This window comes from Hyphomicrobium sp., from assembly GCF_035572195.1.
In the GTDB taxonomy this organism is placed as follows: Bacteria; Pseudomonadota; Alphaproteobacteria; order Rhizobiales; family Hyphomicrobiaceae; genus Hyphomicrobium_B.
This window is the reverse complement of the sequence record NZ_DATNBA010000075.1, coordinates 14,737-27,290: the sequence shown is the minus strand read 5'-3', so window position 1 is coordinate 27,290 and position 12,554 is coordinate 14,737. Positions and strand designations below refer to the sequence as shown.

Below are 12,554 nucleotides of genomic sequence, written 5' to 3'. Positions count from 1 at the left end.
CGACGTCACGCTGCCCGGCGGAACGCTTCACGTCGAATGGTTGCCGGACAATCACATTCACATGACTGGACCCGTCGAGTTCGAATACGAAGGCGTTATCGATTTCTCGAAGTTGGTCAAAGTGTCAGTCTAGTGCGGCGTGTTAAACTCGGTTATGCCGGGCGTTACTCTTCAAATGCGAAAGACGTTTATGTCGGACCCCGTGGTCATAACACTAGGCTGCAGGCTCAACGCGTTTGAGTCCGAGGTTATGCGCCGTCACGCCGAAGACGCCGGGTTGCAGGATGCGGTCATCGTCAATACCTGCGCCGTAACCGGCGAAGCCGTACGTCAAGCCGCGCAGACGATCAGAAGACTTCGCCGCGACAAGCCTGAGGCTCGCATCATCGTGACGGGTTGCGCGGCGCAGATCGAACCCGAGCGCTTTGTAGATATGCCGGAGGTCGATCACGTCATCGGCAACGCGGAAAAAATGCGCGGCCAGACGTATGAAGGTTTTTCCACGTCGTCGAGCGAGCGTGTGCAGGTGAATGACATCATGAGCGTGCGCGAATGCGCGCCGCACATGATCGACGGCTTTGACTCGCAGACGCGCGCCTACGTACAGATTCAAAACGGTTGCGATCATCGCTGCACGTTCTGCATCATTCCATTCGGGCGCGGTCCGTCACGCTCGGTGCCCGCCGGAGATGTCGTCACGCAAGTCCGCCATCTCGTCGAAAAGGGCCATGCGGAAATCGTGCTGACGGGCGTCGATATCACGTCTTACGGGCGCGATTTGCCGGGCCCTGTGACGCTCGGCAAGCTCGTCAGGCAAGTTCTAAAGCACGTGCCAGATCTTGCGCGTTTGCGGCTTTCTTCGATCGACCAGGTGGAGGCCGATGCCGACTTGATGATCGCACTGGCTGATGAAGAACGCCTGATGCCACACTTGCACCTCTCGATGCAGTCGGGCGACGATATGACGTTGAAGCGCATGAAACGGCGTCACAGCCGTGCCGATGCCGTGGCGTTTTGCCAGCGGGCGCGTAAGCTTCGTCCAGACGTGGTATTCGGCGCCGATCTGATCGCTGGATTTCCAACTGAGACGGACGACATGTTCGAGAACTCGCGAAGCATCGTCGACGCCTGTGGGCTGACGTATCTGCACGTATTTCCGTTTTCTGCCAGACGCGGCACGCCGGCCACCCGCATGCCGCAGGTGCCGGGCGCTGTCGTCAAAGAGCGCGCAGCAAAGCTTCGCGAAAAAGGTAGCGCGGTTCTCGCGACCTACCTCGACAGCCAGCAAGGCCGCGTCGCCGACGTTCTCGTTGAAAGGGATGGCAACGGCCGCACGCCGCAATTCGCGGAAGTTGCGATGGTGGGTGCACGTCCCTATCCCGCCGGTGCGATCGTCCACACGCGCATCATGCGCGCCGGGCCGACGCGGCTGATCGGCGAGGTCTGCGCGTGAGCGATCCACGCGAAAAAGGCAAAGGACTATTCGGGCGGCTTTTGGGCGGTTCGCAACCGACGCACGATAAGGACCCGAAGCCGGAGACGCCAACAGCCGCGGCAGCGCCTCAAACGCAAGGCTGGTTTCAACGACTCAAGTCCGGCCTCGGCAAGACGTCGTCGAAACTGTCTAGCGGAATCACAGACCTTATCTCGAAACGCAAGCTCGACGCGGCGACGCTGGACGATCTCGAGGATCTTCTCATCCAGTCGGATCTCGGGATTGCGACGACGGGGCGTATTACCGACGCCATCGCCAAGGGCCGTTTCGAGAAAGGCATCTCGGCAGGAGATGTCCGCGCGGTACTGGCCACCGAGGTTGAGCGCGTGCTGGCGCCCGTCGCCCGGCCGCTCGTCATCGATCCGCAAAAAAAGCCGCACGTCATCATGATGGTCGGCGTCAACGGCACCGGCAAAACCACGACGATCGGCAAGCTGGCTGCAAAGTTCAAAGCGGAAGGCAAGTCGGTTGTGCTCGCGGCGGGTGATACGTTTCGTGCTGCGGCAATCGATCAGCTCAAGGTATGGGGTGAGCGGACGGGGTGTCCTGTTGTCGCGCGTAACGTCGGAGAAGACGCGTCGGGACTGGCCTATGACGCTTTGAAACAGGCGCAAGTGACTGGTGCCGATGTTCTTTTGCTCGACACGGCAGGGCGATTACAAAACAAACAGGTTCTGATGGAAGAGCTTGAAAAAGTCATACGTGTCCTGAAAAAGCTGGACCCATCGTCCCCACATGACGTGATACTCGTGCTCGACGCAACTACCGGACAGAACGCCCTGCAGCAGGTTGAGGTTTTCCGCGAGCGCGCGGGCGTCACGGGTCTGGTAATGACGAAGCTGGATGGCACGGCGCGCGGCGGCATCCTGGTCGCAATTGCCGAAAAGTTCGACCTTCCCATTCACGCTGTTGGGGTGGGAGAGGGAGCTGATGATTTGCAGTCTTTCGCCGCCTCGGATTTCGCTCACGCGATCGCCGGGGTTTAACGAGATCGATAAAGAGGTCAAATGACGCAAGACGCAAACATTAGGAATGCACCGCTGATGTCCGCACGAAGGAGTTTTTATCCTTTCAATGCCGAGCAGACGATCAACATTCTCAGCGAATTCGGCCCTCTCGTCACGATGTTCATCGTCAATGCTTTTTGGGGCATCAATGATGGGACGTGGGCGCTGATCGTCACCACGATCATCGCGATCGCCGTGATGTTCTACGTGTTTCACCGGCCGCCGGTATTTCCGTTGATCGCCTCGTCGGTCACTATTATTTTCGGCGCCCTGACGCTGATCACCAATGACCCGATGTGGGTGCAGATCAAGGTGACGATCTTCAACACGCTGTTCGGCGTCTTCCTGATCTCGGGTTTGTGGCTGAAGAAAAACTTCTTCAAGCACGTCTTCGAGAAGACCTTTCATTACACCGACGAAGGCTGGAACAAGTTCACCTGGAGCTTCGCGCTTTTCTTTTTTCTGACGGCCGTCGCCAACGAATATGTCCGCCGGACGTTCCAGGACGAGCAACTCTATTACATTTTCGGACAGGAAATGAACGGCGTGAACGTCTGGATTCTTTTCAAGATCGCGATCGTGCTGCCCATCTCGGGTCTCTATGCTTGGGTCTTGTCACGGCTGATGCAGAAGCATCGAATTCCCGACCGGGCCAACGAGAGCTGAGCCAATGTCCGACCAAAAGGAATTATCTGAAGCCGGCGTTGGCAATCCCGGGTTCGACCGTAAACAGGCGATCAAGCTGGCGGTGGAGTTCGGGCCGCTCCTGGTATTCTTCATCGGCAACAGCCGTTACGGTATCTTTGCCGGCACCGCCGCGTTCATGGTTGCGACGGTCGTTGCTCTCATCGTGTCTCGGACCGTGCTAGGGCGTATAGCGACGATGCCGCTGATAACGGGCGTCTTCGTGCTGGTGTTCGGCGGGCTGACTCTCTGGATGCAGGACGACCATTTTATCAAGATCAAGCCGACGATCGTGAACGGCCTTTTTGCAACAATCCTGTTTGGGGGATTACTTAGTGGGCGGTTGTTTCTGAAAATCGTCTTCGGAGACGTGATGCATCTTTCGGAAGAAGGCTGGCGCGTCCTGACGTTGCGCTGGGCCTTGTTCTTTGTGTTCCTTGCCTTTCTCAATGAATTTGTCTGGAGAAGTTTTTCAACGGATACGTGGGTCGCGTTCAAAGTTTTCGGAATTATGCCGATAACGTTCGTGTTTGCGCTAGCACAGATAGGCCTTTTGAAAAAGCACGAGATTTCGACTTCCGAGCAAGGGTAATGTCACAAGTTTGCGCACTCATCGTAGGCGGTAGCCTGCATTCGCCTTCAGAGCCTCGGCCATTGCTGGACGAAAAGTCGTCAAGCTTGCTTCCTGGCGGAACAAGAAAATATAACTAAGCGGTTAATTACGTGTCGCGGCCCGCGGCCTAGCGCCGTGGCTGCCCAGATTGTAAGTCCGGTCGAAATACGTTGGGAAACGGAATGGCTAAAGAACCTGCAAACAACCGATTGGAGCGATCGCCACTGCACTTGCTGCACCGGGCGGGTCAATGCGCGGCCGATCTATTTCAGACCGAACTTGGGGCCGATGACTTGACGCCCCGGCAGTACGCCGTGCTGCTGACGGTTTCGCTGAATGAGGGTTTGAACCAGACGCAACTCGTCGAGCGAACCGGCATAGACCGTTCGACACTCGCCGACGTCGTGCGTCGCATGCTCAAAAAGGGCATGCTGCAACGCCGCCGGACGCGAGACGATGCTCGGGCCTACGCCGTCAAGTTGACGGACGAGGGCGCCAAGATTCTCAAATCGCATGATCCGATGGCACGCCGTGTCGACGATCGCATTCTGGCGAGCCTCCCGGCGGGGCAGCGGGATCGCTTCCTCGGTGACCTCAACGCGATCGTGCGGGTGCTGAGCCGCCTCAAAGAAAAAGATCAAGGCTGAGCGTTCAGTCCGAGTTCCCGAATTGCCGGAGTGGCATCGGATTAGGCCGCCAGCGGCAGGACGATCGGCGATCACGCAGCCTTGGGCACGAGCCTCTGATGAATCAGTGTCTCTGCGATCTGCACGGCATTGAGCGCGGCGCCTTTGAGCAGATTGTCGGAGACGATCCACATTGCGAGCCCGTTTTCGACGGTGCTGTCCTCGCGAATGCGCGACACGAAAGTCGAGAATTCGCCAGCGGCTTCAACCGGCGTCATGTAGCCGCCCGGCTCGCGCTTATCGATGACCTCGACGCCCGGCGCGGCGCGCAGAATTTCGCGCGCTTCCTCGGGGCTGATCGGGTTCTCGAACTCGATGGTCACAGATTCCGAGTGGCCGACGAACACCGGCACGCGCACGCAGGTTGCCGTTAGCTTGATCTTCGGATCGAGGATCTTCTTGGTCTCGACCAGCATTTTCCATTCCTCTTTCGTGTATCCGTCCTCCATGAAGACGTCGATGTGAGGAATGCAATTGAAGGCGATCTGCTTCGGAAACTTCTTCGGCTCCATCTCCTGACCCGGCACATACTTGCCCTTGGTCTGATGCCAAAGCTCGTCCATCGCATCCTTGCCGGCGCCCGAAACGGACTGATAGGTCGAGACAACGACACGCTTGATCTTGGCGACATCGTGCAGGGGCTTCAAGGTTATGACTAGCTGCGCCGTCGAGCAGTTCGGATTGGCGATGATGTTCTTTTTGGTAAAGCCGCGGATCGCGTCGCCATTCACTTCGGGCACGATAAGCGGCACGTCCTGGTCGTAGCGCCAAGCCGACGAATTATCGATGACGATCGTGCCTTGGGCGCCGATGCGCGGCGACCATTCCTTGGAAATATCGGAGCCCGCCGACATCAGGCAAAAATCGATCCCTTTGAAGTCGAACGTTTCGAGGTCGCGGCATTTCACGATCTTGTCGCCGAACGAGACGTCTGTGCCAACGGAGCGGCGCGAGGCCAGCGCGTAAAGATCGCTGACCGGAAAGTTGCGCTCGGCGAGCACGTTCAGCATCTCGCGGCCGACGTTGCCGGTGGCGCCGACGACGGCGACTTTGTAGCCCATGATATGTCCCTGAGGTTCGGCGGACGGAGCGGTAATCATAAGCCCGCTTCGTTTCTGTTCAAGCGCGATCACTTACGCAAGCGGGCAGCGGGATTCAAGGAGATAGACCTCTCCGAAGCATTTTGCCATTTCAGCTGCGACAACTCAGCCCGGCGGCTTAACTCCATCCTGGCGCCCCGGCGTGGCATCGATCGTTTGGAAAAGCTGATCGGCCGTGACGGGCACATCTGACAGCATTTCTGTTTGGCTATCCTTGCCGATCAGCACAACCCTGAAATCGTCTCTAGGGACTTTGAAGTGCGATCGAAGCTTCACAGGTATCGCCGTAGGCTCGGGGCCAAGCTCGGCGGAAATGTCCTGGCCGATAACATAGACGACGACGATATCGCGCTGTTGAAGGCCGTCCCGCACCTGAGCCACAACCTCCTTCTGCTTGGAGAGATCGGTGCTCGATGTATCGGGGGCAAATATGATGAGCGAACGGTGCTTAAGTTTAGGAGCCGACACGGAGGGTGTGAACAAGCTCATCGCCGCCAACAGCATCGCCGCCAGGCCGAGCGTTAATCCGAGAGGCTGGCCGGTGGACGTGGGTCGTGGCCGGATCGATTTATTAACGGTAGGTCTCATGTCATGACAACCGTCGTTGACCTCACCCCGCTCGCTATCAAAAACGCATTGCGGAGCACTTAGATGTCACAATTGCGTGAGCAGCTTTTTTTAGGTGTTTAAAAGGGAAAGGAGCGTCCTCTTGCTGCACATGAAAGCCTTGCCGGCGCTCCTATCGGGTTTGGCCGCAGCGGTCGTCCTGACGTTTGGAACGCCGTCGCCTGCGGCACGCGCCTGGCTGGACGGCACTGAGCTCGCCGAACGTTTCGGCGGCGCGACCATCGACGGCCGCTACGCGAGCGGCAAGGCGTTCACCGAACGCTACGATCACGACGGCCACCTGACCTACACGGAGCACAGCCGCACGTTGGGCGGTCACTGGTCTATCACCGAGGGCACGCTGTGCACGATCTACGATGGCGACACGTCGGGAGGCTGCTACCGGGTCGCTCGCGTGGCGCCGAACTGTTATGAATTCTATTTCGTGTCGCGGACCGAAGACGCGGCGCCCGGACCGCGCGACGGAATTCCGCGCTGGACGGCGCGTGGCGCCGTGCAAGGCCAATCGAGTTCCTGCAAGGATCAGCCGAGCGTCTAACCGGGTGTGGCAGACGATTACGCCGCGAGCGTTTTGAGTTCCGCCTCGATGGCACGGCCCATTTCGCTCGTTCCGACCTGCTGCATGCCCGACTGCATGATGTCGCCGGTGCGCAGGCCCTTGTCGAGGACGCGTGCGATGGCCTTGTCGACGAGATCGGCTTCCTGCGTTCTGTCGAAGGAATAGCGCAGCGCCATCGCAAACGACGCGATCGTCGCGATCGGGTTGGCCAGGCCTTTGCCGGCAATATCCGGAGCCGAGCCGTGCACAGGTTCGTAAAGCGCCTTGCGCCGGCCGGTCTTCTGATCGGGTGCGCCGAGTGAGGCGGACGGCAGCATGCCGAGCGAACCCGTCATCATCGCAGCTTCATCGGAAAGAACGTCACCGAAGAGATTGTCGGTCACGATGACGTCGAACTGTTTCGGGTTGCGGATCAGCTGCATTGCGCAGTTATCGGCCAGAATGTGCTCGAGCTTGACGTCCGGAGCGTAAGACTTGTGGACTTCGGTTACGACCTGCTTCCACAGCACGCCTGTCCTCATGACGTTGTTCTTTTCGGCGGAATGGACCTTGTTGCCGCGCTTGCGCGCCAGATCGAAGGCAACCTTGGCGATGCGCTCGATTTCGTGCGTGGTGTAAACCTGCGTATCGACGGCGCGGCGTTCGCCATTTTCGAGCGTCACGATTTCCTTCGGCTCGCCGAAATAAACACCACCCGTCAGCTCGCGCACGATCATGATGTCGAGGCCTTCGACGAGTTCGCGCTTCAGGCTCGACGCGTCGGCGAGCGCCGGATAGCAGATGGCCGGGCGGAGATTGGCGAAAAGGTCGAGGTCTTTCCGGAGCCGCAGCAGGCCCGCTTCGGGACGGTGCTGATAGGCGACCTTATCCCACTTCGACCCGCCGACGGCGCCGAACATCACGGCATCGGCCTTCTGCGCCTTTGCCATCGCCGCGTCGGTGATTGCGACGCCGTGCGCGTCATAGGCCGATCCGCCCACCAGATCGCGATCGACCTCAAATTTGATGGCGTTGCTCTTGGCATTGAAGAAGGCGATGAGACGCTCAACCTCGGCAATCGTCTCGACGCCAATACCGTCGCCGGGAAGAAGCAGAAGCGTGTGCGTGGTCATGGGTTGACGGTCCTTCGGCGTGTCAAGAGGGCGAAATCGATTGCGGGGAGTGCTAACGTCCCGGCCGCCGCCGGGCAAGCGTCTGACGGCAAAAAGGCACTTTAGCGCAGAGGGTGCGATGAGGACGGGAGCGCTGTGGCCGATCGCTCTGATGCTTGGCGTCCTGTTCGCCCAACCAACGCTTGCCGAAGACCGCCCTCAGCTTTCTCTCCCCATTGCCTGCGAGCCGCACAAAACGTGCTTCATCCAGAATTATGTCGACCTCGATCCGGGTCCGGGCGTGCGCGATTACGCGTGCGGGCGGGCGACGTACGATAAGCACAGTGGCGTCGATTTCCGTATCCTGTCGGCTGAGGCAGCGAAATCACAGGTACCTGTTCTGGCCGCTGCCGACGGGACCGTGAAAAACACGCGCGACGGCGTTGAGGACATTTTTTTCAAGAAAGCAAAACCCGAGGAGGTGGCCGGGCGTGAGTGCGGAAACGGCGTCATCATCGATCACGGAGGTGGCTGGGAAACGCAATATTGCCACCTCAAACGCGGCAGCGTGCGCGTCGCGAAAGGGCAGGCGATAAAGCGCGGCGACCGGCTGGGCGATGTCGGCTTCTCCGGCATGGCCGACTTTGCGCACGTGCATTTATCAGTCAGACACGATGGCAAGATCGTCGATCCGTTCCTACCCGACAGTATCGACGGAGCGTGCAATAACGGTGCTACAGGTCCCGGGCTTTGGGAGCCTGCCGCCGCTGCCGCCTTCCCCTACAGAGGCGGCGAGATGATCACGGCCGGCTTCACCGGAGCGCCGCCGGATTTCAACAAGCTCGAAATCGACCATCGCGATGTCGCAGCACTGACGCCACTTTCGCCGGCGCTGCTGCTCTACGGCCGCTTCATCAACCTGCTCAAAGGCGACCAAATTCACTTCGCCGCAACCGGACCCGAAGGCAAACTTTTCGACGAAACCGCTGCCGCGCTCGATCGCAGCAAGGCGACCTACGTCGCTTTTGCCGGCAAGCGGCGTGGCGACAAGCCGTGGCCGGCCGGGCATTATGACGGGCGCGTTGAATTGGTGCGCGACAACGGCGTTATCGCGACAAATGTTGTTGCGTTCGACTTGAAGTGATCGGCCGGCGTCAGCCAGCGAACGGCAGCGGAAACAGAAGCGTAAATCCGCCGACCGTTGCAACTGCGCCGAGACCGCCGAGCACCAGGCTGACGACCAGAAGCAGGTTGCCTCCCGAGATGATGGCAACGGACGCAAGTACGATCGCGATCTGCAGCAGGGCCTGACCGTAGTCGAAATAAGGTCCGCGCCTTAGCGCTTCGTCGCGCTGCCCTTCGAGGTCCTTGCCTTTCGCGAATAGCTGGTCGAGGCCTTCGCCGCGCTCAGCGTCGCTGGTAAGCTTTTGGTCCTGATCTTTGTAGTCGGCGATTTTCGACTCGATCAACGTCTTGACGTCATCGGGCATCGCCGGGTTGGTCTTGAGCATCAGCTCGAATTCGTCGGCATGCAGTCTCAAGGCTTGTCGCCGGTCATTCTTTGCCTGGAAGAAGGCCCACACATTTGAGGCTGCGATGCTTTGCTGTGTCGCGTCCTGATCAGCGTTGCTGCCGCCGAGACTGCAAACCGCGAGGACCACGGCGAGGATGCCGATGTAGACGCCGATGAGTTTGTCGCGGCTCCTGGCATTTTCACTATCCGCGTCGCGGCTCAGTTCCTCCCATGCCATGCTCAGATGCCCCCCGGCTGGTGCTCACCAACAACTGATCAGATGATACGATCCTCAGGCGCTGCCGCGAGAGAGCGCGCCGGCAGCAGATCCTTGCGATCGATGGCGCGGCCGTCGGCGCCAAGCCGGTACAAAATCGGGGCGCCGGTTGCAAGCTCACGTTGCAGAATTTCGTCGCCTGACAGACCCTCGAGGATCATGACCAGGGCGCGCAACGAGTTGCCGTGGGCGGCGATAATGACGTTCTTGCTTTGAGTGATCTGGGGCCAAATTCTCCGATCGTAATAAGGCTTAACTCGAGCCAGCGTGTCCTTGAGGCTTTCGCCGCCGGGAGGCGCGATGTCATACGACCGCCTCCAGAGCTGTACCTGCGCTTCGCCCCATTTATGGCGCGCCTCGTCCTTGTTGAGACCGGAAAGTTCGCCGTAGTCGCGCTCATTCAGCGCCTGGTCGCGGATGATCGGCACATCCGGCTGGTTCAATTCGGAAAGGATGATGTCCAAGGTGCGCTGCGCCCGCTTCAGGACACTCGTGAACGCAATATCGAATTTGACGCGATGATCGCGGATCATGCGGCCGGCGACGCGGGCTTCGATCAGCCCCTTATCCGTCAGGTCGGGGTTACGCCAGCCGGTGAAAAGGTTCAGCCGATTCCACTCGCTCTCTCCGTGGCGCACAAGAACGAGGATGTTATCGGTCATCGCGTCGGTCATGTCGGTGAGGTGTCTCCGGGAGCTCGTGAAGGCGTCATCATTCAGATACCGAGCACGTCGGTCATGGCGTAGAGTCCGGGTGCGCGGCCTTTTGCCCATAACGCCGCCTTGACGGCGCCTCGCGCGAAAATGCCACGGTCGGCAGCACGATGCGTCAACTCAATGCGCTCTCCTTCGCCCGCAAATATGACCGTATGATCGCCGACGACGCTGCCGCCGCGAAGTGTAGCAAATCCAATGTCGCCAAGCTTGCGCGGACCGGTATGGCCATCGCGAGCCCGAACGGAGTGGTCGGCAAGCGCTATCTTGCGTCCGGACGCTGCCGCATCACCAAGCATCAAGGCCGTGCCCGAGGGCGCATCGACCTTCATCCGGTGATGCATTTCAACGATCTCGATATCGAAGTCGTTCCCGAGTGCGGCCGCAACCTGTTTGGTCAGGGCGACGAGCAGGTTGACGCCGAGGCTCATGTTGCCCGCCTTGACGATCGCCGTCTTCTTGGCGGCTTCGGCAATTGCGGCTTCCGACGCCGCATCGAAGCCGGTCGTGCCGATAATGTGCGCGGTGCCTGACTTCGCCGCCAGACGCGCGAATTCCATGCTCGCCTTTGGAACTGTGAAATCAACGATGGCGTCGGCTGCTGCAATAACGGAAGCGGCATCGCTCGTTACCGGAATGCCAAGCCGTTCAAGGCCCGCGAGTTCGCCGATATCCTTGCCGAGCATGGACGATCCAGCAGTCTCGGTAGCGCCACTCACCGAACAACCGGGTTGCGCCGCGATCGCGCGAACCAGTTCGCGGCCCATGCGGCCGGCCGCGCCCATGACGGCGATCTTCATGTCTTCTCCCGGTGTTCGAGACTACGAGACGGCGCGGCCGATATAGCAATGTGGCCGCTCTAGCGGAAGTGCCAGCGGCGGCGCGTCAGCTTTCAGGCTGGTTCTGCACACGTGCCATGGCTTCGATAATCAGCGTCTTGGCCTCTTCGGCATGCCCCCAATGATCGATCTTTACCCATTTGGTGGGCTCGAGGTCCTTGTAGTGTGCGAAGAAGTGCTCGATTTGCTCAACGAAGATTTTCGGTAGGTTTGTGTACGTTTTTATCTCGTCGTAGCGCTTCGTCAGCTGAGTCGACGGCACGGCGATGATTTTCTCGTCGCCGCCTCCATCGTCTTCCATCACCAGCACGCCAACCGGGCGGCAATTGATGACCGCACCAGGGAAGATCGCGCGCGTATTGCAGACGAGGACGTCGATCGGGTCGCCATCGCGCGACAGCGTGTGCGGAACGAAGCCGTAATTTCCCGGATAGCGCATCGGCGTATAAAGGAAGCGGTCGACGATGAGCGCGCCGGATACCTTGTCCATCTCGTATTTGATGGGTTCACCGCCAATCGGCACTTCGACAACGACATTGATGTCTTCCGGCGGGTTATTGCCGGGCTTGATCGCGTCGAGACGCATGGCCGATCCCTTCAATGGCAGATAATATCCGCCACATTTGCCTCGAAACGGCACGTCGCACAACGCGGCTTAGGTCGGACATTTCGCGAAGCGCGTGCGGCAAATGTAGCGATTAAGGATCGTCACCACTCGAACGCGACGCGGATGCCAATCGACTTGCCGAGCCTGACGCAGGACCGCCGAGCCAGTCTGCCACCGCAGCGGCGGTAGAAAGCGCGCGCGGCGTCGTTCTCGGCGAGCGCCCACACGATCAGATTTGGAAGCGCCAATTCATCGAGCGTGGCGCGGCAGGCCTCGAACAGATGTTCGCCTAAGCCGACCCCCTGATAGACCGGCGCCAGATAAAGTTCGTAGATTTCACCGGTGTCGCGCCGACCGCCCCGGGCTCGCCCGCACGTCGCATAGCCGGCAATGGTTTCGCCGAGCGTAATGACCAGGAGATTGGATTCGGTTCTAATCACTCGCCGCCACCAGCCGGCGTCACGACGCAAAATCTCGTGCTCAAGGTGCATCGCTGGGATGATGCCGGCGTAGGCGAGCCGCCAGGACTCGCGAAAAATGCGCGCCAGACGTGGCGCGTCATCGAGCTGGGCGTTGCGCACGGAGATCTCGAGGCGCTGGTTCAGCATTGGGTCAGTCTAGCGCCAACTGTGCCGGACCGCATCCATCCGCGGCTGTCATAAAAAAATAAAAAAGGCGCGGGGCTTTCGCCTCGCGCCAGAATATTCAGACAGAAGATAGTGCCCCACTCGACGGTTACCCGC

Annotated in this window: 15 protein-coding genes; 7 read left to right on the top strand and 8 right to left on the bottom strand. The window is 59.5% G+C overall.

Annotated features, from left to right (window positions below; genetic code table 11):
- Positions 1-190: 190 nt before the first annotated feature.
- The 5 genes from mtaB (at position 191) to VN623_RS06890 (ending at position 4,446) form a co-directional block, all read left to right on the top strand.
- A complete protein-coding gene (mtaB, locus tag VN623_RS06910) occupies positions 191-1,453 on the top strand; it encodes a tRNA (N(6)-L-threonylcarbamoyladenosine(37)-C(2))-methylthiotransferase MtaB (RefSeq protein ID WP_325569461.1) in 1,263 nt (420 codons plus the stop codon).
- Positions 1,450-2,481 carry a signal recognition particle-docking protein FtsY gene (ftsY, locus tag VN623_RS06905; protein ID WP_325569459.1) on the top strand — a complete coding sequence of 344 codons (1,032 nt, stop codon included), beginning with the start codon at positions 1,450-1,452 and terminating at the stop codon, positions 2,479-2,481. The genes mtaB and ftsY overlap by 4 nt, the downstream gene beginning before the upstream one ends.
- Before the next feature lie 21 nt (positions 2,482-2,502).
- Positions 2,503-3,168 (top strand): inner membrane-spanning protein YciB, encoded by a 666-nt coding sequence (locus VN623_RS06900; RefSeq protein WP_325569457.1) that lies wholly within the window; start codon positions 2,503-2,505, stop codon positions 3,166-3,168.
- A 4-nt stretch (positions 3,169-3,172) separates the two neighbouring features.
- On the top strand, positions 3,173-3,778 hold the full coding sequence (locus VN623_RS06895; protein ID WP_325569455.1) for a septation protein A: 606 nt from the start codon (positions 3,173-3,175) through the stop codon (positions 3,776-3,778).
- A 203-nt stretch (positions 3,779-3,981) separates the two neighbouring features.
- Positions 3,982-4,446 (top strand): MarR family winged helix-turn-helix transcriptional regulator, encoded by a 465-nt coding sequence (locus tag VN623_RS06890; RefSeq protein ID WP_325569453.1) that lies wholly within the window; start codon positions 3,982-3,984, stop codon positions 4,444-4,446.
- 71 nt (positions 4,447-4,517) lie between these two features.
- Here VN623_RS06890 and VN623_RS06885 read toward each other — a convergent pair whose 3' ends face one another.
- Both VN623_RS06885 and VN623_RS06880 read right to left on the bottom strand, forming a co-directional pair.
- On the bottom strand, positions 4,518-5,546 hold the full coding sequence (locus VN623_RS06885; RefSeq protein WP_325569469.1) for an aspartate-semialdehyde dehydrogenase: 1,029 nt from the start codon (positions 5,544-5,546) through the stop codon (positions 4,518-4,520).
- A gap of 144 nt (positions 5,547-5,690) precedes the next feature.
- Complete coding sequence (locus tag VN623_RS06880) at positions 5,691-6,173, bottom strand: DUF4174 domain-containing protein (protein ID WP_325569451.1); 483 nt, start codon at positions 6,171-6,173, stop codon at positions 5,691-5,693.
- Between the two features lie 130 nt (positions 6,174-6,303).
- On the opposite strand from VN623_RS06880, the gene VN623_RS06875 reads away from it, so the two are divergent.
- Positions 6,304-6,750, top strand: coding sequence for a hypothetical protein (locus tag VN623_RS06875; protein WP_325569467.1), 447 nt, complete (start codon positions 6,304-6,306; stop codon positions 6,748-6,750).
- Between the two features lie 17 nt (positions 6,751-6,767).
- Here VN623_RS06875 and leuB read toward each other — a convergent pair whose 3' ends face one another.
- The gene (leuB, locus tag VN623_RS06870) at positions 6,768-7,883 is read right to left on the bottom strand and encodes a 3-isopropylmalate dehydrogenase (protein ID WP_325569449.1); all 1,116 of its coding nucleotides are present in this window, start codon (positions 7,881-7,883) and stop codon (positions 6,768-6,770) included.
- A gap of 118 nt (positions 7,884-8,001) precedes the next feature.
- Here leuB and VN623_RS06865 point away from each other — a divergent pair, with 118 nt between their 5' ends.
- Positions 8,002-9,006 carry a M23 family metallopeptidase gene (locus tag VN623_RS06865; protein ID WP_325569447.1) on the top strand — a complete coding sequence of 335 codons (1,005 nt, stop codon included), beginning with the start codon at positions 8,002-8,004 and terminating at the stop codon, positions 9,004-9,006.
- 10 nt (positions 9,007-9,016) lie between these two features.
- Here the strand turns inward: VN623_RS06865 and VN623_RS06860 are convergent, their stop codons facing one another.
- The 5 genes from VN623_RS06860 to VN623_RS06840 all read right to left on the bottom strand — a co-directional run bounded on the left by VN623_RS06860 (position 9,017) and on the right by VN623_RS06840 (position 12,419).
- Entirely contained in the window at positions 9,017-9,613 is a 597-nt protein-coding gene (locus tag VN623_RS06860) for a DUF4337 domain-containing protein (protein ID WP_325569445.1), read from the bottom strand.
- 38 nt (positions 9,614-9,651) lie between these two features.
- Positions 9,652-10,314, bottom strand: a complete 663-nt coding sequence (locus VN623_RS06855) for a 2,3-bisphosphoglycerate-dependent phosphoglycerate mutase (RefSeq protein WP_325569465.1) — start codon at positions 10,312-10,314, stop codon at positions 9,652-9,654.
- 53 nt (positions 10,315-10,367) lie between these two features.
- Positions 10,368-11,165 (bottom strand): 4-hydroxy-tetrahydrodipicolinate reductase, encoded by a 798-nt coding sequence (gene dapB / locus VN623_RS06850; protein ID WP_325569443.1) that lies wholly within the window; start codon positions 11,163-11,165, stop codon positions 10,368-10,370.
- Between the two features lie 85 nt (positions 11,166-11,250).
- Positions 11,251-11,790, bottom strand: coding sequence for an inorganic diphosphatase (gene ppa, locus VN623_RS06845; RefSeq protein WP_325569441.1), 540 nt, complete (start codon positions 11,788-11,790; stop codon positions 11,251-11,253).
- A 122-nt stretch (positions 11,791-11,912) separates the two neighbouring features.
- Entirely contained in the window at positions 11,913-12,419 is a 507-nt protein-coding gene (locus tag VN623_RS06840) for a GNAT family N-acetyltransferase (protein WP_325569439.1), read from the bottom strand.
- Positions 12,420-12,554 lie beyond the last annotated feature (135 nt).